This is a genomic window from Alloscardovia omnicolens DSM 21503, assembly GCF_000420505.1.
Classification (GTDB): Bacteria; Actinomycetota; Actinomycetes; order Actinomycetales; family Bifidobacteriaceae; genus Alloscardovia; species Alloscardovia omnicolens.
In genome coordinates, this window is sequence record NZ_ATVB01000001.1 from 55932 (window position 1) to 75801 (window position 19870).

Annotated in this window: 18 protein-coding genes and 2 pseudogenes; 2 read left to right on the forward strand and 18 right to left on the reverse strand. The window is 41.0% G+C overall.

All coding sequences use genetic code 11. The features are described from left to right. Positions 1-277: 277 nt before the first annotated feature. The 6 genes from G464_RS0100260 to pdxS all read right to left on the reverse strand — a co-directional run bounded on the left by G464_RS0100260 (position 278) and on the right by pdxS (position 4456). Positions 278-913 (reverse strand): NAD(P)-dependent oxidoreductase, encoded by a 636-nt coding sequence (locus G464_RS0100260; protein WP_022856286.1) that lies wholly within the window; start codon positions 911-913, stop codon positions 278-280. A gap of 166 nt (positions 914-1079) precedes the next feature. Further along, complete coding sequence (locus G464_RS0100265) at positions 1080-1514, reverse strand: Rrf2 family transcriptional regulator (protein ID WP_021618264.1); 435 nt, start codon at positions 1512-1514, stop codon at positions 1080-1082. 144 nt (positions 1515-1658) lie between these two features. Beyond that, complete coding sequence (locus G464_RS0100270) at positions 1659-2630, reverse strand: diaminopimelate dehydrogenase (RefSeq protein WP_022856287.1); 972 nt, start codon at positions 2628-2630, stop codon at positions 1659-1661. An 81-nt stretch (positions 2631-2711) separates the two neighbouring features. Next, entirely contained in the window at positions 2712-2912 is a 201-nt protein-coding gene (locus G464_RS0100275; protein ID WP_021618262.1) for a hypothetical protein, read from the reverse strand. Between the two features lie 52 nt (positions 2913-2964). Beyond that, positions 2965-3543, reverse strand: a complete 579-nt coding sequence (pdxT, locus tag G464_RS0100280) for a pyridoxal 5'-phosphate synthase glutaminase subunit PdxT (RefSeq protein ID WP_022856288.1) — start codon at positions 3541-3543, stop codon at positions 2965-2967. Positions 3544-3562: 19 nt separating this feature from the next. After that, complete coding sequence (pdxS, locus tag G464_RS0100285) at positions 3563-4456, reverse strand: pyridoxal 5'-phosphate synthase lyase subunit PdxS (RefSeq protein WP_022856289.1); 894 nt, start codon at positions 4454-4456, stop codon at positions 3563-3565. Positions 4457-4580: 124 nt separating this feature from the next. Between pdxS and pdxR the strand changes: the two genes are divergently transcribed. Next, a complete protein-coding gene (gene pdxR, locus G464_RS0100290) occupies positions 4581-6023 on the forward strand; it encodes a MocR-like pyridoxine biosynthesis transcription factor PdxR (RefSeq protein ID WP_022856290.1) in 1443 nt (480 codons plus the stop codon). A 287-nt stretch (positions 6024-6310) separates the two neighbouring features. On the opposite strand, the gene G464_RS0100295 is transcribed toward pdxR, so the two are convergent. The 12 genes and pseudogenes from G464_RS0100295 to G464_RS0100370 form a co-directional block, all read right to left on the reverse strand. Continuing rightward, positions 6311-6832, reverse strand: coding sequence for an SMI1/KNR4 family protein (locus G464_RS0100295; RefSeq protein ID WP_022856291.1), 522 nt, complete (start codon positions 6830-6832; stop codon positions 6311-6313). Positions 6833-7235: 403 nt separating this feature from the next. Further along, entirely contained in the window at positions 7236-7727 is a 492-nt protein-coding gene (locus G464_RS0100305; RefSeq protein ID WP_022856292.1) for a YfbM family protein, read from the reverse strand. Between the two features lie 126 nt (positions 7728-7853). Continuing rightward, positions 7854-8273 carry a DUF6966 domain-containing protein gene (locus tag G464_RS0100310; RefSeq protein WP_022856293.1) on the reverse strand — a complete coding sequence of 140 codons (420 nt, stop codon included), beginning with the start codon at positions 8271-8273 and terminating at the stop codon, positions 7854-7856. A 178-nt stretch (positions 8274-8451) separates the two neighbouring features. Further along, the gene (locus G464_RS10005; RefSeq protein ID WP_155237033.1) at positions 8452-8697 is read right to left on the reverse strand and encodes a hypothetical protein; all 246 of its coding nucleotides are present in this window, start codon (positions 8695-8697) and stop codon (positions 8452-8454) included. 37 nt (positions 8698-8734) lie between these two features. Then, complete coding sequence (locus G464_RS0100320; RefSeq protein WP_022856295.1) at positions 8735-9847, reverse strand: hypothetical protein; 1113 nt, start codon at positions 9845-9847, stop codon at positions 8735-8737. A gap of 239 nt (positions 9848-10086) precedes the next feature. Then, positions 10087-11310: pseudogene (locus G464_RS08295) on the reverse strand (ISL3 family transposase). A gap of 454 nt (positions 11311-11764) precedes the next feature. After that, entirely contained in the window at positions 11765-12160 is a 396-nt protein-coding gene (locus G464_RS0100340; protein WP_244264103.1) for a hypothetical protein, read from the reverse strand. 333 nt (positions 12161-12493) lie between these two features. Continuing rightward, on the reverse strand, positions 12494-13558 hold the full coding sequence (locus G464_RS0100350; protein ID WP_021618247.1) for a LacI family DNA-binding transcriptional regulator: 1065 nt from the start codon (positions 13556-13558) through the stop codon (positions 12494-12496). Next, entirely contained in the window at positions 13555-14949 is a 1395-nt protein-coding gene (locus G464_RS0100355; protein ID WP_022856298.1) for a glycoside hydrolase family 13 protein, read from the reverse strand. The genes G464_RS0100350 and G464_RS0100355 overlap by 4 nt, the downstream gene beginning before the upstream one ends. Positions 14950-15004: 55 nt before the next feature. Then, positions 15005-15847, reverse strand: a complete 843-nt coding sequence (locus G464_RS0100360) for a carbohydrate ABC transporter permease (RefSeq protein ID WP_021618245.1) — start codon at positions 15845-15847, stop codon at positions 15005-15007. After that, positions 15831-16796 carry a carbohydrate ABC transporter permease gene (locus tag G464_RS0100365; protein WP_021618244.1) on the reverse strand — a complete coding sequence of 322 codons (966 nt, stop codon included), beginning with the start codon at positions 16794-16796 and terminating at the stop codon, positions 15831-15833. Before G464_RS0100365 ends, G464_RS0100360 begins: the two co-directional genes overlap by 17 nt. A 2-nt stretch (positions 16797-16798) precedes the next feature. Next, positions 16799-18076: an ABC transporter substrate-binding protein gene (locus G464_RS0100370; protein ID WP_022856299.1), complete on the reverse strand. Its 1278-nt coding sequence runs from the start codon at positions 18074-18076 to the stop codon at positions 16799-16801. 481 nt (positions 18077-18557) lie between these two features. Between G464_RS0100370 and G464_RS09835 the strand changes: the two are divergent. Next, a pseudogene (locus G464_RS09835) lies at positions 18558-19688 on the forward strand (IS1249 family transposase). Positions 19689-19870: the final 182 nt, after the last annotated feature.

A 19870-nucleotide genomic window follows, 5' to 3' on the forward strand; every position in this document is an offset into this window, starting at 1 on the left:
TACAAGAGCCTTAAAAGATACCGAAAAGAAATTTGATGAAAAAAACACAACTCATCGGCTCGCGGCATACGCATGAGCAAGCTTTCCTTGAAACCGCTTGCTCCTATGCTCGTTCATTCCATGAGAACGTCGGAGCTACTTGCTGAAGCCATGCAATCCAAAGGCTTTGATGAAGACGCATCTCGCTCTCGTCACACAATAATTCATGTTCACGCATACGATTTTATATATGCAGTGTTCATGATAGCTCCAGCAATAATGGCGTATTTTTTCTAGATTACTCACCTAGTACGCTAATACGCTCGCGAATATGATTACCCTTTTCAATCTCATCAGCAAAAGCAATAGCATAGTCAGCGTAGCTCAGCACGCTTTCTCCCTTGCTGTTGACAGTAAACTTCTCACCCGCAAGAATATAGCGTCCCGCACGTTCACCATTAGCTTGGAAATCAGCCGCAGGGCTCACAAAAGTCCAGCGCACATCATCGCGCTTGCGCAACTGCTCTAAAGCATCAGTTTGAGCTTGAGCCAAAGGACGGAATTGCACTGGAAATTCTGGAGTGTTAAGCAACTGTACGGTATGAGCATCATCAACATATAAGCTACCAGCACCGCCTACAACCAAGAAACGCTTATCTGTGCCCGACAATAAATCAGAAATATGATTCACAACCTTTACATGCAAAGGCAAAGTTCCTTCAGTCCATGTACCAAAAGCACTGACTACTACATCTGCATGTGCCACATCTTCCTTAGTGAGGTCAAACAAATCTTTGCTCACATAATGCTGTGCCTGGGACTTGTTCTCATTACCATGGCTAATACCTGTAACATCGAAGCCACGATTTACAAGTTCTTCTACGATAAGACGTCCAGATTTACCATTCGAACCAATTACTACTACGTTTTTCATCTCAGTATCTCCATTTCATACATGTAACTATAATAATTACATGTCTATTTATAAACCCTTTTACTTGTAACGTCAATGCTTACATGTTTTCGGCGTGTTACGTGATACTTCGCATAAAAACAACGGCTCTTACCTAAAGGTAAGAGCCGTATAGATAAAACAAACTTTAGCGCCACACATAAGAAGCAGTATCTTTAAACACATCCGCCAAAGTCACAGATTGCAGACTATTTTCCATCGCCCGTTGCACATCAAGAAGTTGATCATCAAGCACCGCATGAATATTGCGTCCCACTGGGCACTCAGTCGAAGGATTACTGTGATATCCAAAAAGTCTATCTTCGCGCATCATATCGAGAGCACGAAAAATATCGAGAAGTGTAATATCTTCAGGATTCTTAGCAATTTCAATGTGCGAACTTCCCTGACTACTATTAAGCAACCCCGCAGCTTTGAGCTTAGAGAGAATCTGACGAATCACTACTGGATTAACATTAACACTGCGAGCAAGATTGGCGCTCGTCATTTTCTCTTCGCCTTCATATGTATGAATGTATGCAAACATATGAATAGCAATGGCAAAGCGGTTTGAAAATTGCATAGCACACTCCCTTACTCAACATGTAATAGTGAGTATAACATGCGCATCTGCATCTCATCGACCAAACCTAAATAAGCAAAGGCTCAAAATCACATAAACAACTTCGAGCCAGAGTCAATACTCAATTAATACTTTACTTAGCTTTTACAAGGAATGTGCACGCAAATCTTCTGCAGAACGTGCAGAAAGCTCTGCCAAGCTCAGATCGAAAACAGAGTATGCGCCAGTCAATCCTGCTGCTGACTTCTTAGCGCAAGCGCGAGCGGTTGCTACAAGCACAGAACCAGTAAATTCTGGATTAGAATCCAAAGCCAGCTCGAAGTGAATTGCATGGTTAACATCTTCAGCAGTGCTTCCCGTGCGAATCACTTGACCGCCATGAGGAATACCGTTGTGTTTTTCTGCGAGTTCCTCAGCAGGAATAAAGTGCACAGTAGTGTTATAGTCTGCGAAATAGTTTGGCATAGTCACGATTTCGCGTTCAATACGCTCTAAATCAGCACCCTGTTCTGCCACAACATAGCATTCACGAGTATGCATAGTACGTGCAGTCAGTTCTACATCTTTACCCGCCTTCACAGCCTCTACTGTTTCTTCTACAGGAACTGTGTATTGGCGAGCATCGAGAACGCCCTCAATACGGCGAATAGCGTCAGAATGGCCTTGAGAAACACCACGTCCCCAGAAGGTTGTTGAACACCCCTGAGGCAAAACTGCTTCACCAAGCACACGAATCATAGAAAACAGACCTGGATCCCAACCCACAGAAATAATTGCCGTTGTACCTGCTTCTCGAGCAGTTGCATCTACAGTTGCAAAATGCTGTGGAATCTTTGCATGAGTATCGAAGGAATCAACAACATTAAACAACTTGGCTACTTGCGGAGTCTGCACTTCCAAATCAGTAGCAGATCCACCGCAATTAATAACTACGTCAATCTTACCCTTGAACTCGCTAAGCTGCTCGAGCGCATACACAGAAGCTCCGTAAGTAGTAACACTTGCAGGGTCACGACGAGTAAAAACACCCACACATTCCATATCTGGAGCCAGAGCGAGAGCACGTTCTACACCACGTCCCAAATTTCCATAACCATTGATTGCTACTGCGACCATTACTTCCTCCCCCAATTAAGCTAACTTTAAAGAATACCCTAACGAATATTACCGCGTAAATATATCTCACATAGAAAACTATTACTGTTCTGGCGGTTCATAGCCACAGAAGCGGTAAAGTTTCTCAATGTCCCCAGAAGTCAGCTCTTCACCATTTTTCTCATTATAATTTGCGATATTTTCTGGCTTCACTTTCACCTTGTTTATAGTAGCAAATGCCTGCAAAGACATTATGGCAATTCCTAAATAACCCTTATGCCCGCCAGTACCAAAGAATCCCATAGGTTGTCGAGCTATTTTTACCCCTCTTCTTGTAATTATGGTGCCTCACAGTTTACTCATAGCTCAAGAACTGCTCATAGATACTCAGATCCTCATCTAACTCTGGATGAAAACTTAATCCAATCAGATTTTTGTAGCGCACGCCCGCAATAGTTCCATCTTCTAGCTCAACAAGAGGCTGCACCTCGTTATCGAGAAGAGCGCTTATGCGCGGCGCGCGAATAAACGTTGCTGGTATGTCGCGCGAACCATCAGTACTGTTTAAGCGCGCGACTGTATGGAAGCTGCCGAGCTGACGTCCATATGCATTGCGCTGCACGCGCACGGGCAGACTTGCAAAACCGTCAACCGCATCGTTTTCTATTTCGCGAGCTAATAAAATCAAACCCGCGCATGTACCCAGAACAGGCAAACCGCTGTCAATCAGTTCGCGTAACGGTTCGAACATGTTCAGCTCTCGCAGCAGTTTTGATTGAACCGTACTTTCACCGCCCGGCAAGATAAGACCGTCGAAACCCTCCGAGATATCGCTGGCTTGGCGCAGCTCGAGCGCAGAAATACCCAGCTGAGCTAAGCGCTGCTCATGCTCGATAAACGCGCCCTGAACGGCGAGAACTCCTACTTTCTTCATGCTTTCTCCCTCGACCGCGCTATTCGCCGCGCTGAGCCATGAGCAGCTCAATCTCCTGCTCGTTTATACCCACCATTGCTTCACCTAGATCTTCAGAAAGTTCAGCAATAAGCGTTGCATCCGTATAGTTTGTTACAGACTTCACGATAGCCGCTGCACGCTTGTGAGGGTTACCCGACTTGAAAATGCCCGAGCCCACGAACACACCTTCAGCGCCCAACTGCATCATTAAGGCAGCATCGGCAGGAGTTGCTACTCCACCAGCAGCAAAATTGACCACTGGAAGCTTGCCGTTGTCATGTACAAAACGCAGCAGGTCTACTACTACACCAAGCTTCTTAGCCTCTTCAAACAACTCGTCGTCGCGCAAAGACGCAACGTGACGAATTTGCGACTGAATAAGGCGCATATGCGTTACAGCCTGCACAACATCACCCGTGCCCGGCTCCCCCTTCGTACGAATCATGGACGCCCCCTCGCTAATACGACGCAAAGCCTCGCCCAAATCCTTAGCACCACAGACGAATGGAACATCGAAATCGTTCTTATTAATATGAAAAACGTTATCTGCCGGCGAAAGCACCTCAGACTCGTCGATGTAGTCAATTTCAAGAGCCTGCAAAACTTGCGCTTCCACAAAATGGCCAATACGCACCTTCGCCATAACTGGAATACTCACAGCATTTTGAATCTCTTTAATCAGTCGTGGATCACTCATGCGCGAAACACCGCCCGCCGCGCGAATATCTGCTGGAATACGCTCCAACGCCATAACCGCACAAGCACCCGCATCCTGAGCAATACGAGCTTGTTCGGCATTGGTAACGTCCATAATGACGCCACCTTTAAGCATTTGAGCCAGCTGCTTGTTGAGAGCCACACGTGATTGAGTATCGTTGTGATTGTCGGTCATTTTCCCCACCTTTTTCTTATGCATCGAACTTTTCCGTCCACAATTCAGACTATTAGCCTTGTGACTTTGTGAAAATACTCAATTTATGAAATATTTATAAGGTCACAATAAGGTCAGGAAGAACATGCTCACCTACGATTTATCTGCGCGTGGCGATTGCACGCGCTACATGTATTTATACGAGCTCATCCGCGCTGATATTACGCAAGGCGCCCTGCCTGCACACACGAAGCTGCCTGCCAAGCGCGCTTTTGCACAGCATCTGGGCGTTTCTGTTATTACTGTGGAGAACGCATACGTGCAGCTTGCTTCCGAAGGCTATATTTATTCGAAGCCTCGTCAGGGCTTTTATGTGGCGAAGATTTCTGTGCCTGCGCCAGTGCAGATTGCTCAACTCCAGCCTGAACACACCGCCCCTACTCACACCGCGAAAACCTGGCGTATTAACCTCAGCTCCAATGCTCTCCCTCAAGGAATTTTCCCTTACCAAACATGGTTGAGCACCATGCGTTCGGTTATTGCTGACCTCGACCATCAAGGACCACCTGACTCTGAGCCGTTTGGCTGTTTACCACTGCGTCAGGCGATTTCCGAACAACTACACACCACGCGCGGAATGAACGTATCCGCCAACAATATTGTGGTGGCTGCCGGCTCACAAATCCTGTACAATCTGCTCATTCAGTTCCTAGGTCGCTCCGCCATGTATGCCGTGGAAGATCCAGGTTACCCACGTTTGGCCGATATATATTCCGCGCACGAAGTGCACACCGCACATATTCCCATGGATGAGCATGGCATTCGCACCGACATTCTCGACATGACAGGCGCGCGCATCGCCCACGTTATGCCCTCGCACCAGTTCCCTACCGGCCGCATCACTTCGGTTCCGCGCCGTTATGAGCTACTCGCTTGGGCTGCGAGCGCACCGAACCGCTTGATTATTGAAGACGATTATGATGCAGAGTTTCGTTTTTCCGGACCGCCACTGGCCAGCCTGTTTAGCATCGATACTACGCAGAGTGTTATTTATATGAACACGTTTTCACACACGCTCGGTTCGCTTTTCCGCGTGGGTTATATGGTTTTGCCCGATTCTCTACGTGACGAGTTTTTCGAGAAAATGGGTTTTTATTCTTCTACTGTCTCAACCGTAGAGCAGCTGACTTTAGCGAAATTTATGCGTTCGGGAGCGTATGAGCGGCACGTGAACCGTTTGCGCAAACATCATCGCGAGGTACGTGACACTTTGATTGACTCTTTTGAGAGCACTTCCCTCGCCAGCCCTTTCCGTTTCGTCGGCTCTGACGCGGGCTTACACTGCGTTCTTGAGCTGACCGACAGCGAGCATATGCCAGATGGTTTTACTCGTAACGTGTCTGCTCGACTAGCTCAGCGAGGGATTTTACTTCAACCGATTGATCGGTATATACGCCATGAGAACGCGAAAAGCTCTGAGGGTTTTGTTGTGCAATACAGTTCGCTCACCGTTGAGGATGTTCGAAAGTTTGTACGGGAGTTTGTGGACTTGTGCGAAGAAGAGCTACTTACTTCTATATCGAAATAACCGTCGATTTCCATTCAAAAGTAAAAGTCATATTTTAATTACTCTGCAGTATTTTTAAGCACTAGTTCAGTCATGCGATCGAAGCACACGACCTGGCACGCAAAAACAGGATGAATAGCAAGTCATAGTGTTCGTTCGGGGAAACTTATCAATCATACTTTTTAACGATATGACAAGGCTATCGTTAAAAGGTTTAAGCTGGCTTGAGAACGGGGATTTACTAACACCTTTATTTCTTCTTAATTTCCTTCGGTGCGAACTTGTCGGAATTTCCGACAAGTTGCATTTTATTCAAGTTCTTCCTCTGATATTAGCATCCCTATAAATTCTTCAAAATTATTTGCAAGGACTTGAACTTCATAATCATATTCTTGAAAACAAACGGATACTTTGGGTTCTCCATCTTTTCCACATTCACGATAATCTAAATAAATCATATCATGTCCACCAGATTCTGTATCTGCAATAACAATTCCTATATCTCGTGGATATTCCCATTCATTAAAGCAAAATTCATTTCCAAATTTTCCAAATAAAGAGTTGTGCTTGTTACCCCCTATTCCAAAAAATCCAACAAGCCCAATTGTGTTTACCTCATTTCTTTTAGCATGTTCATTAAACCAATAAGATTTATTTGGATGACCGCCATTTTGTGTTTTCATAAGTTGAATATAAGACTGAGGAAATTTAAGCCCCAATTTATTTTCATAAAATGCTATTATTTCATCAGTTAATGCTTCTTCTACATAGTTTTCGGTATAGTATTCATGACTATTCCAAAAATCCTTTAAATCACCATTTTCAAACATTGTTAGTTTCTCCTTCGTCCTACACCAGACTTCGGGAGAAAATGTCCCAAACCATTTTGATAAACAAGCGCACTTGTCAACCTTTACCCTTTTTGAAAGAACCACTACCACGATAAGTGTTGACAACACAGGTAAAGACTTGTCCACAGTGTTTGCACCGTACCATGTGAACCATAATTTCATCTGCCCATCCGTCTTCGGTCTTTACCTGATTCAACGGGCAAGTGGATTCTTCCTCAAGCAGTTCAAAACCGCCATTCGTCACAAGTTGTTGGATGTATTCAATACACGCCAGATAATCTCTCGGTGCCTTAAATCTCTTCCATTTCTGAATATTATGGCAGTAGTCACACATTGCAACTCCCTCCCTACACAAATTTTTCTAAATTTTGAAATTGTACAGTTAATAGATTGACACTAAAACGGCGCTCTCTTGTGCTGCCATTTTCTCATAAAATTTTTTCAAACTTTCAAATGAGGTTCTTAAATCATTTTTAATTTCATCAGCTTCATCTTCGTATTCCCAAATATTAGGGTAAATATCGTTTTGGCGAAACGCACTCATATCAAATTTATCAATATATGTTTCAAAATCAAGCTCGTGCAATGCCTTTGCAATTTCTTTCACTCTATCACTTTTCGTTCCAGATATAAATTCTTCGATTTCTTCCCCAGAAATATTAAACTGTCCTACAATCGCTTCGCTGATTAAATTATCTTCAATCGCTTCGCTGGCAGATTTTCCTGTCAACAAAAAATGAAGTGCGTCCCACATTTTATCTATATCACAAATTTCTAAGTTCTCATTTTCCTGTGCGTCTTCCACATCATCAAGACACATAAATTTTTCTAATTCAATGTCAGTAGTTGACTGATAATTTGCAATCATTCCCATTTATTTTTCCTCCATATTTTACTGTATTGTTCTTTACTTCCGCCCCGCTGTGGGTTGGATTTTTCAGATTGTCGTTGACTGGCTTGGCTGGCTTTGCTATCTGGCTGATAAATGAAAGGTTATTGCTCAACGAATTACATCAATATTTTTCAATAAAGTACCTGCTCGCAAATAATCTGTAACCTGCTCATTAACAACCTTATATGGGTGATAATCGGCGTTACAAATATCATGAAGAATTTCTTCTTCCAACTCATCTAATGGCTTATTGACCTTTCCATATAGGTGTGCAAATCGATAACAAAAGGAACGCAAAAGGTCAAATATAATTGAATAATTTCCATTGCCTCCCCTAATCTGTGGCAAATCATTAAATGAACCCATACCGCCATATGCTCTGATATGATGGTCTGTATTCTGTCTAAATTCCCAATCGGTTATATCTTTACTTATCCATTTAACCCAATTCTCAAACCAAGCATTTGGATCGTTTTGAGAATTCAAAATATAATGCATTGTTTGCAATGCCTGTAAATAGTAATCCATCTATTATTCTATACCTCTCCCTATTGTGATAAGTTCCGATTTGTCATTCCCCTATTTTCTCCCCCACTGTGGGTGGATTTTTTAGATTACTGTTGACTGGCCAGGCTGGCTTTGCTATCTGGCTGATAAAATGGTATTCATAGCGCAAATACGCCAAAAATCATTTACTTGTTCAAACTCAATTTTCAACTCTTGCTGAATCAGGCTTTGCTGTATTTTTTTGATTAGGGCATAGGCGCCCGCTAAGCAGATTACGACCATTACAAAATAGGATTACCTGATTCTCTTTGATAAAATTGTTTGGTCCAAGATAGAATAGTGCCAAGTTTATACCTAGTATAGGAAACATCAGCAGTGCTGGAAAGGCAAATCCTATGATGATATCAGATTTTGATGTTGTTGCTGTAAATTCGTATTTTTCCATGCTTCCCCCACTAATTCATCAATAAATTTATGGCTATCTACTGATTAAACGTTACAATAACAGTCTTAATGCTCTTTGAACTTTGAGATTCAGAGAATAGAACCTTTATATTTTTAAAAGCGACACCTTCGGTTCTCTCCTGCTCGCTATTTGGCTTTGATATATTCAAAGCTTTATACGGATCAACCCACTCCCTGCGCTCGTCATAAATTAGCTCTATCGACTTATCTTTGATAAATATAGTATCAGAATTTGAGATTACCATCTTGTATAGGGTCGCATCGTATAGCGAGCAAGGCGAATCTGTCATATTCTTCACCTGAATCTCTATTCTTGCACTTCTATAATCGTCTTTCTTAGCCAGTGTATATGTTTCGCTGATTTCACCCGGCTGTAAAACTATGCTGCTTAAATCAGCACCTGTCGGATTATCTAGATCCATAACCTTGTAAAGGCAATCTTCAAAGCTGTCACCTCCGAGCATAAATATACGTCCCGAGCTTGCTCTAATCTTTACACCATTTGGATTCATAGCATGCGTCTGAATCTGTGGGGCAAGCTCTGCGTATAGCTCATCAAAGCTCTTCATTGTAACCTTACCATTCTCAGCTCTTCCAACATCCACATATTTGCTCTCATCGCTTACATCGCCCTTGAATCTGATTCCATGGATATCAAATCTTAGAGGTAAGTTCTCTACATCAATCAAAGCACTATACTTCTCACGCACTGTGTTAATAAAAGCAACAAATCTGTCATATGAAGTTTTTAGTTCATCAATCGATTTTATATGGGCAGAATATACTAGTTCCGGATCCAAATACTCAATATGGTCCTTTCCCATATCCGTTGAAGATTGGAAAGTCTTAATTGCATGTTCAGTAAAAACATCATCAAAATCATTCCATACAAAGGAACCCATAAATGGCTGATGCGAAACTGTAATATTAAATTTGAGATCCGGATATTTCTTGAGCTTGACAATATAATATCGCTTATTCTCCGGATTTTGCTCCAAAGTATACTCATTTTCCCCATATACATTGTCGAGATACCTATCAATTCTCGCCTTATCCTCATTCGGATTAGAGCATCCCATCAAAAGGAGAACAGAGATTCCGATAATAAACAAAACGATGTACTTTTTCATAGATATTACCATCCCAATTTAGCTTAATAATTTATACTGGTGTTATACCATATTTTAAAGCTCTATTTAGAGGCATCTGCGCTAAGTGTGGGTAAAACTGTTACTAGTTAACCCACATTTTTCTTTTTTCGATTCGAGCTAACCAGTAGGGTTTGGGAGCTTTGGGGAGATGTCAAGGAATCTATTCCGTAGGGCGTAGCCCTTGACCTCTCCCCAAGCTCCCATATAATCTTCCAAGCTCAAATCGAAAATGAGAGTTGTTCAAATTGTTTCTTGGTTTCCAATAATTCTTCTCTTGGTGTTTTTATTCGGTTAAACAATTTTGAACAAACTAGCATAATCATCGCTTTCATATTTTCTATGTTTCTGAATCCATATGCTTTACGTATGATCACTTTGATTTTGTTATTTGTCGCTTCGATTCGCGCATTTGATAGTTTAAGTCTCATCGTATTGAGTATAGCTTCTTTATGCCTTCGTATCTTTTTGCTCAGCTCTACTATTGGCTCTATCCTACAATGACAAGCACTTGCGATCCACCTCGTTAGTGCTTGTTCTGCTATGAATGCATCCACTGTTTTAAACACTTCTCGTAAGCCTTCTTTGTATACGTATGCCTTCCCAACTTTGGGGTATAACAGTTGGATTGATTCTAGTTTCTTCATTTGATTTTCGCTTAGATTTTCCTTACCTTTCTGCAATACATTTTTCATACTTTTATGTACTGTTCTTGCTGCGTATTCTGGTACTTCCTCACCTGTCTTTGGTCTGCCGACTTTTCGTTTTGGAAGTTTCAATTCTTCACTCTTAACTGACCTCCACGCCTCAATTCTTGTTTCATCTACTGCTTTTGTTACCCATTCGATCACATGGAATACATCAACGCATCTTTCACAGTTAGGAATCCAATAGTCTAAGCATGATTTGATCCACCTTGCTCCATCTGCCGAACACGCCTCAATGTTGTCCCGCTGTTTGTGTGTCAATGATTCAAAAAACTAATCTAATACTTCTTTTCCAGTTCCTTCATGACACCACACAACTTGATTTTGGTCATGATCTACTACAACAGTGATGTACTTATGCCCCTTCTTATAGCCGGTTTCATCAATACCAATATGCCTTAAATTTGTAAGCCTTAAAGTCTCACCTGGTTCCAACATACCTTTTCTTCTCTTGATGACTGAGCCAACAGTGCACCAATCAACGTTCATCACTCTTGCAACATCTACTTTGCTCATACGTACTACGAAAAAAGTAACGGATGATTCAAAGAGATTAGTAAATCTTGAACCGTAGGAAACCCAAGGGACTGCTTCAGTTTTCACACCGTGCTCGCTACATTCGATTCGACAAAGTGCTACATGTAGAAATGTCTGGAAACCACAAAAATCTAAGTGTCTCCACGTTGAGACTTCAGGTCGATAATCATATACTATGCACTTTTCCCACAGATTGAGCACCGATGGCGAACTCTTTTTAGTGGTTTGATATGTATATGAACTTGATAATTTTCCTCATCAAGTTCAATCTCATCAACATGGCAATCGTTGACAAAGAGTAATTATTTTAGTAACCTTTTCACGCTTATGTGACCTATATTTCTGTTTAGAGACCTAAAAATATCACACAAGCTTTTTTGTTATCTATAAAACTTCAAAAATACGCATATCTATAAGCAATACACGCGTTATTCCATCAAATATTACCCACACTCACTGCAGATAAGCCACTTATAACTTTTATTAAATCAGAGTTAGAATCTATCAAACTCCTCTTGTCCTGCCACCTGCTTATACCTCACGCCATCATTGGCTTTTTCTGTCCAACTATCAAGGACTAAACCAATGGTTACTTCATCTAAGTCCCTTATACTTAAGCCTATCTCTAAGCACCTAAGTAGAAACAAGGGAGTTGTCATCTCCCTTGAACTTTTTTGAAGTTTTTAGATTCTACTTCGGTCTGCATATTCACGCCCCATAGTTCTAATATCTCCGGTAGGATTTCATAGACGGAAAACATCTCAAAATCTTCAAGCCAGTTATCAATGGATGATGGAATACTTTTATCAGCATGATAAGCCATAATATAGGCGACATTTTTAAAGATTTCTAGATTCTCAATCTCAAATGAACCCTCACTAGTCTTATATGATTTTTCAAGTTTTGAAAGGTCTTTGAAAATATCCCTCTTAAACTTAATACAATATAATCTTGGAATGGTGGCTGAAGATTTAAACTTCACATCCACCTCTCCAACTTTTACAGTTTTCTCAAGCAACTTCAAACTATGCAGGCTATCACCAAATTCCACCAGGGGACAATTTGTCCCCACTAGGCAACTAACTGCTCGTCACGCTTGGGCGTCTTCTTCAGATAGTCGCTTGGATTCTTATTATCTGTCAAAATGGCAACTACATCCACTACCAAAAAAATACCATTCTTCTTTTTCGTTATCCCAAGCGGAACGCACTTGCTTGCCTTCAAATATTTTAATTTCATTACCAATGTTGATCCCTCCCCTCAACTACAGTTATTCCCTCTTTAAATATCAATTTTATAATATTGCTTGATTGCTAACAATATGAATTAACAATCGGAACGGCTGCAACTTCTAGGTAAAAACTGCAAAATATATTAAAGCCAATTACTTATTAAGAGGAGCTGCCCCAACCGATTCACGCACAATGAGGGCAGTTCCTAGTTTTTTATGCGAAACAGGCAAAGCTCCTTCATCAAAGCGTATTTGCTCAATCAAACTTTCTGCAGCCAAACGTCCTTTTGAAGTAATTGGCTGATGAACCGTAGTTAATCGTGGCGTACAAATTGTAGACAAAGGCAAATCATCATAACCAGTAATGGAAAGATCCTCAGGCACACGCAACCCTTGTTGTTGAGCTGCTCCAAGCACACCTAGCGCAATAATGTCACTAAACGACACAATCGCAGTAGGTCTGTATTCGAGATTAGTATCATTCCACATTTTATTAAAAACATCAGCGCCACCCTGATACGTGCAAGGCGTTTCTATAACGGTAATCTCTTTATCTTCTGGTGATAAGTTATGCTTTTTAAGCGCACGCACAACACTTGCCATGCGCCTACCAACTATTCCTTGCCATCTAGGATAATCAGTATGCGATTTCGTTTCAATTGCCGCAATACCAATATTCCTATGACCTAAATCAATAAGGCGATCTACTAAATCTTCAAAATCATGCTCATCGTCAACTTCTACAGTTGGGACGTTAATAGATTGAGCAGGATCCACAATCACTACAGGAACATGCTTATTCAAGATTTCAACAACTTCTGCACGTTCAGCTTCCAGGCCGCAAATTATAAAACCGCTTACTGCAGCCGTAGGAATAGCTTTTAACATTGAACCTCGTAATGGAGGAACAAGCATCAAAGTGTAGCCTTCCGACTGGCAAACCTGCCCAATACCCTGAATCAAAAGTGAATAATAAGGATTTTGCAAAATCGTATCAATACCTTGCGGAAGCAACAAGCCCAAAGCATTCGAAGAATTTGTACGCAATGCTCTAGCTGTTGCACTTCTCACATATCCCATTTCTTCAGCAGTTTGCATAATATGTTCAACCGTCGCCTCAGATAGTTTTGACGGATCATTATATGCAAAAGATACTGCAGACTTGGAAACATTAGCTTTTTCTGCAACATCCTTAATAGTCACTCTACGAACATTCATAGTTTCCCCGCTGCTTCACCCTCATACATTATAATGGATTTTTCTCCCAAACGATACTGGTTACCTATTATACTTGGCACACCAAATAGCGAACAATCCATACGCACAGGCAAATCATCACAATTAATGTAAGCTCCAGATCCGCGATGCACTAAGCATAAGCATGCACGCCCCGAAGGTAAGTTGCGCGTAATACACACAGTATGTTTACCTAAAGCAGCTACATGCTGCCTGCCATATTGGAGAGCAGCATTTTCTCTACGCAGACGCATTAATTTGCAAACTGTTTTACGAACAGATAAATTCCAAGCATTCTCATTCCAAATCATAGGAGCGCGGCAACCCGGATCATTTTCTCCCTCCATGCCATTTTCATCGCCGTAATACACCATAGGAGCACCATCAGCAGCGAATAACAACGCATAGGCTAAATTCTCAGCGTCTTCAGCAGGCGTATCCCAAGCATATTCATGAGCTTTTATGCGCGTAAGCAATCGCTCAGTATCGTGACTCCCAAGCAAATTCAACATACAAGAGCGGTGTTCTTCTGGAATATCGTTATACAAAGCATTCATACCATCTGCAAAATCATAAGCATCCAATGTTTCATCAGCGCAAAAACCTAGGACTAAATCACGAACAGTATAATTCATGGTTCCATCCATAAGTTCCGGCGTAAGCCATTTAGAAGGATTACGCCATTCTTCAGCTACTAAGTATTTATCGTCACCAAAAGATTTCACTACTTTATGAAAACCTTTCCAAAATGTTTTATTGACGAAATATGGAACATCTAAACGCCAACCATCAATACCACGATTTAACCAATATTTAGCAACGTTATAGTGATGTCTACGCACTTCTGGATTATATACATTCCATTTTGGCAAATAGTAGCAGCCTGAACATGTTTTATAATTTGGTTCCGGATGAGACACTACAGGAAAACCCTCTACTGAAAACCAATTAACATATTGCGATTGTTCGCCATTACGCACAACATCTTGAAATGCCCAGTGGCCTATTCCACAATGATTGAATACACCATCTAAAACTACACGAATCTGCAATTCATGAGCGCGCTTAATAAATTCATCAAAATCTGCGTCATTGCCAAGTCGTGAATCAATTTTGAAATAATCAATAGCGTCATAGCGATGATTCGTATCTGCTTTGAAAATTGGAGTGAGATATAAAGCATTTACACCCATATCCGAAAGATATGACAGATGCTCACTAATCCCTTTCAAATCACCACCGAAAAAATTATCCCTAGTTGGAGATTTATCCCATGATTCTACAGGATTAGGGTTAATAGAAGCATTTGCATTTGCGAATCGCTCCGGAAAAATCTGATAAAATACACTTGATTTTACCCATTCAGGTTGCATGACTTGTTCCTAACAAATAGTAAATTTTACAAATTACGAAAGCTTTAGCACTTCTTCAATCTTTAAGACCAGTAGAAGCTATTCCTCGTTCAAGAGCTTTTTGGAAGAAGAAGAAAATAATGATTGATGGCAAAGTTGACGTCAAAGTTCCAGCCATTAAATAATTCCATGACGTGCCATAACGTCCAACAAAACCGCTTAAGCCAATTTGAATAGTACGCATTTCTTCTGCATTTGTAACCAACAGAGGCCACAGGAAATCATTCCATGCAAATAGGAATGAGAATACACCAAGAGTTGCGAGAGCTGGCTTAGAAAGTGGCAGAATAACTTTAATAAAAATACCCAGGCTTGAACATCCGTCAATCCTTGCAGCTTCATCTAGTTCACGCGGGATAGTACTAAAATGCTGGCGTAGCAAAATAATGCCGAACACATCAGCCAAACGCGGAACTGTTAAGGCTGCCATAGTATCAATCCAACGCAACTGAGCGATAATACCGTACATGGGTATAACTGTTACGAAGGCTGGAACCATGAAAGCAGAAAGCAGCAACACGAATAATATTTTCTTTCCAGGAAACTCTAATCGAGCAAAAGCAAAAGCTGCCATAGCATCAAACGCGAGATGACCAACTACAATAATTGCCGACATAATCAAGCTATTAATATAATAGTTTGCAAACGGAGCGCTTTGCCACGCGTGCAGATAATTTTCCCAATGCCATGATGTTGGAATTACTGATTGAACAGCATACGTTTCGGCTTTTGTTTGCAACGACGTTGTAAACATCCACATAAATGGAATAAGTACCGAAGCTGCACCAATAATGAGCACAATATGTCGAGCAAGATGCAATGAACTCAATCTCGTAAAGACTTTACTTATTTTCTGCATTGCTTACCTTCCATTGCACAAGAGTTACGATAAGTACCAATATCAGCGACGCTATTGCGATTGCCGTACCATAACCAAAATTGCCTAACCTAAATGCTTGACGATACATAAACATTCCTAGTACGTCAGTGCCTCCTCGAGGACCACCTTCAGTAAACACGTAAATTAAATCAAATGATTGGAAACTACTAATCAGCGCTTGCACAACCACAAAGAACGTCATTGGCCTCAACAGAGGAACTGTAATATAACGCAGCTGTTGCCAGCTCGTAGCACCATCGAGACTTGCCGCTTCATAAGTCGATTTAGGAAGAGATTGTAAAGCAGTCAAATATAGAATGATATTAAAACCGAGGTTCTTCCAAACTGTAAGGAATATAGTAGCAAATAATGCTAGCCACTTATTGTGGAGCCAGTCGGGTCCTGCAATACCTAGGGACGAGAGTACAGAATTTACAAGACCCGATGGATCCAACATATATTTCCATACAATTGCTACAGCCACCGAGGAGGTAACGACAGGAAGGAAATATATGGTGCGATACAATCCGCGAGCGCGAATTGGCGCATCTAGTAATACCGCAAAAATCAAGCCGGAAATAACCGATAGCACAGCTACACCAAACGCATATATAACAGTCACGGTTAAACTATTCCAAAATTCTGGATCTTGAGATAGTTTTACATAATTCTTCAATCCAATAAAATCTGGATTTGCAGAAAAACCGTTCCAATTCGTTAAGCTCGTGTAGGCTGCAGAAATAATTGGATAAAAAGTGAAGATGACGAGAATCACTAATCCAGGAAGCAATAATCCCCACGCTGTGAGAATTTGCTCCCATTTTCCTACAGTTTTATGACCATTTCGCATCAGCTCACTACTGCCAACTTTTACGTTGACACTAGCAGCTGTCTGCTTATTTTTTAGCTGTGCTATCGGGTTACGCATGATTACTTACCTTGCGCTATTACGTCGTTGACTGCTTTTTCTGCATTCTTTAATGCAGTATCAACATTTACTTCGCCAGAAAATGCTTTTTCCATTTCCTTTGCGAATGCCAACGAAATCTGTGGGTATAGTTTGGTGTTTGGACGAGTATGAGCAGTTGCCATTTGTTCAATGTATGGCAGCAAGCGAGGCTCTTTCTTCTCAACCCAAGAACGATACTCTGCGTTGTTAGCAGCACTCTTTGTTGCAGGCAGGAAGCCAGTAGACTCGCACCAATCAAGAACTTGCTTATCTTGCAAGAACCAAGTCACAAATTCAGCAGCGGCTTTTACTTTTGCATCATCATTATTAAACAGCATTGCCTGTTCTCCGCCAAGGTTTGTAGATGCCTTACCACCTTCAGGGGTTGGCAATGGCGCTGCAGCAAAATCAAATGGAGGATCAGCAGCCCAAATACCTACCATCCATGAACCTTCCTGAGCAGAACCACCTTGACCTTTTTCGAACTTGCCCCATCCTGCGTATGGACTCACTCCACTTTTGATAAGATCCATCCAGAAGTTTGCAGCTTTCTTACCTGCAGGAGTGTTAAATGCTGCAGCAGAGTTATCTTTCTTTAAGAATTCGCCACCAGCTTGCCAAAGATTGACTTGGAAGTTCCAGGTAAGAGCCTCACCACTGTCTCCTGCTTCAGTTGGCAAATCGTAACCTGGAAGACCAGTCTTATCCTTAATCTGCTTGGCCATTTGCTTTAATTCATCCCAAGTTTTTGGCGGCTTATCTGGATCTAAACCAGCCTTCTTAAATACTGTGCGATTATACATATACGCAAGATTATTGGCTGACATTGGAACTGATACTAAATGACCGTCAATTGAGCCGAAATTCTTTAATGCTGGGTTAATATTGTCAATTACTTCAGTATTGAGAAGCTTTTTTAAGTCTGCAGATTTGCCAATTTGCGCCATTTGAGGCATCCAAATCAAATCACCTATAGCCATATCTGGCAAAGTATTTGACGTAGCAGATGCGCGTAATTTTGTTAAGAAATCAGCATTAGGAACATTTGTAGTTTTAATCTCAATGTTCTTGTGCGAAGCATTAAATGCTTTTACTTTTTTATCGAAAATATCCGCATTAGCACCATCCCAGTAGTGCCAAACAGAAACGGTTGTTTTATCTTGAGTATCACTTGTAGAGCTTGCGCCACCACATGCAGTAAGAGACAGCACAGCAGCGAGCATCATAGAGATCGCTCCAAACTTTTTTAGTTTCAACATCGTTATTCTTCCTTAGAAATATTAGAGAAACTTAAAGGTTCTTGGACATACCGCCCAATGCACCATTTGATATATAGCAACGCCAGACTTATGCTGCAAACAGCGTCGTTTACTCCTTTCACTCATGAACAATCACTTTTGCTAATGCCTCATCGTCGAGCATTAGACGCGTGCCTTTTGTATCTTGCTTTACTGACTAAGCGAGGATTACTTTAGATTGCACATTATTTTGTTCGTTATTGAAATATACTAAATCGTTCCAATAAATAAGTCAAGAGCGTTTTATACAAAAATCGCGGGTTATAGGCCAAAAAGTGTGTAAAAAATCATGTCTCACGTATTGCAATACAAGCGTTTTGCGGTAATCGAAACCGTTTTCTGCACATTCGCCACCCGGACAAAAAGTATGTAAAAAATAAGCTCATAACCCTTATAGCAGTAAGGCTCGTAGTATATCGAATGTAGATTATTCTTCATTTGTATGAATAACCCACTATGCGATAACTGTCATTATAAAATGAGCAAGAATGGTCACACCAATTCTGGTACTACTAGATACCGTTGTACTAACCGCGGTGCTTCTAAAAGCAGAACATATGATAGGCAATCAAACGATTTAACAGTTGGCTTAAATTGGCTTTTATCTAATAAAACTCAAGATAAGTATTCCTACGATTTCTCAGCCCGCACCCTACGACGTAGAAATAAGCTTTTATGGGATTTATGACCACAAGTACCATTCGTAGACGAAGTTTATGATTACATTCATGTTGATGGTATTCATTTAGGGCGTAACGTTGTAATATTAATCGCTTACTCTGGTAAACATGTTTTAGGCCGGTACGTGGCTCGTAGTGAGGATAGTCGCGCGTGGGGTTATCTCATGCAGCGTGTTGCGGAACCACTAGTAGTAGTTTGTGATGGTTCTGGAGGTATTCGTAAAGCAGTAAAAACATATTGGCCTAATATGAAAATACAACGTTGTTTATTCCATATAGGTCTTAACATTAAAGTTTTAACTGGAGTTAATCCTCGTCTTACTCCTGGTAAGCAGTTACTATCATTAGCTAACATTGTTTCTGATATAAAAACAGAAGATCAAGCTCGTAATTGGCTTATTTCTTACAATAATTGGGTGAACACTTGGAGTGATTTTCTTAAAGAGAAGAGCAAGTATTGTGATGGTAGTATTGCTGATACTCGCCAAAGGCTAGTTCGTGCTAAATCAATGATTGATAGGCGTATTCGCGAGGGCTACATGTTTACTTTTCTTAACCCTCCAGAAGATTGCATTCATCCTATTCCACCAACTAATAATGCTATTGAATCAATGAATAGTAGAATTCGCGCTATGCTACGTAATCATCGTGGATTAAGCTTGTTAAAACGTATACATGCTATATGCTGGTGGTGTTATTTAAACACGAGTAAGCCAAGAGATAAGTCTTGGATAATCAATCATTCTTTTACTAGTAAACGTATAGAACAACTTTATCAGCAAGCTTGGGAGCGTTCTGAAAACGGATTATCTAAAGTATTTGGAATACCAGCAAGATATGGTACTGGTGTTGATTGGAATGAGTTTCATAAGAACAGTGAGTACTATCAGTAGTTATTAAAAAGCTAAGCCGACTAATTCTATTCTCAGAATATTCATCAGCTTAGCCTTACACACTTTTTGACCTATAACCCGGCTTACCCCTAGTTACCGATACCTTTTAACGATAGCTTATGAATAAGCCTTTATTTTCTATACTTTATTTACTTACTGGGTGCAACTTTTGACATCAATAC

What these genes read in the sequence shown, in the direction of transcription:
- G464_RS0100260 (WP_022856286.1), bottom strand. Translation starts at nt 913, where the DNA reads ATGAAAAACGTAGTAGTAATTGGTTCGAATGGTAAATCTGGACGTCTT.
- G464_RS0100265 (WP_021618264.1), bottom strand. Translation starts at nt 1,514, where the DNA reads ATGCAATTTTCAAACCGCTTTGCCATTGCTATTCATATGTTTGCATAC.
- G464_RS0100270 (WP_022856287.1), bottom strand. Translation starts at nt 2,630, where the DNA reads ATGGTCGCAGTAGCAATCAATGGTTATGGAAATTTGGGACGTGGTGTA.
- G464_RS0100275 (WP_021618262.1), bottom strand. Translation starts at nt 2,912, where the DNA reads ATGGGATTCTTTGGTACTGGCGGGCATAAGGGTTATTTAGGAATTGCC.
- pdxT (WP_022856288.1), bottom strand. Translation starts at nt 3,543, where the DNA reads ATGAAGAAAGTAGGAGTTCTCGCCGTTCAGGGCGCGTTTATCGAGCAT.
- pdxS (WP_022856289.1), bottom strand. Translation starts at nt 4,456, where the DNA reads ATGACCGACAATCACAACGATACTCAATCACGTGTGGCTCTCAACAAG.
- pdxR (WP_022856290.1), top strand. Translation starts at nt 4,581, where the DNA reads ATGCTCACCTACGATTTATCTGCGCGTGGCGATTGCACGCGCTACATG.
- G464_RS0100295 (WP_022856291.1), bottom strand. Translation starts at nt 6,832, where the DNA reads ATGTTTGAAAATGGTGATTTAAAGGATTTTTGGAATAGTCATGAATAC.
- G464_RS0100305 (WP_022856292.1), bottom strand. Translation starts at nt 7,727, where the DNA reads ATGGGAATGATTGCAAATTATCAGTCAACTACTGACATTGAATTAGAA.
- G464_RS0100310 (WP_022856293.1), bottom strand. Translation starts at nt 8,273, where the DNA reads ATGGATTACTATTTACAGGCATTGCAAACAATGCATTATATTTTGAAT.
- G464_RS10005 (WP_155237033.1), bottom strand. Translation starts at nt 8,697, where the DNA reads ATGGAAAAATACGAATTTACAGCAACAACATCAAAATCTGATATCATC.
- G464_RS0100320 (WP_022856295.1), bottom strand. Translation starts at nt 9,847, where the DNA reads ATGAAAAAGTACATCGTTTTGTTTATTATCGGAATCTCTGTTCTCCTT.
- G464_RS0100350 (WP_021618247.1), bottom strand. Translation starts at nt 13,558, where the DNA reads ATGAATGTTCGTAGAGTGACTATTAAGGATGTTGCAGAAAAAGCTAAT.
- G464_RS0100355 (WP_022856298.1), bottom strand. Translation starts at nt 14,949, where the DNA reads ATGCAACCTGAATGGGTAAAATCAAGTGTATTTTATCAGATTTTTCCG.
- G464_RS0100360 (WP_021618245.1), bottom strand. Translation starts at nt 15,847, where the DNA reads ATGCAGAAAATAAGTAAAGTCTTTACGAGATTGAGTTCATTGCATCTT.
- G464_RS0100365 (WP_021618244.1), bottom strand. Translation starts at nt 16,796, where the DNA reads ATGCGTAACCCGATAGCACAGCTAAAAAATAAGCAGACAGCTGCTAGT.
- G464_RS0100370 (WP_022856299.1), bottom strand. Translation starts at nt 18,076, where the DNA reads ATGTTGAAACTAAAAAAGTTTGGAGCGATCTCTATGATGCTCGCTGCT.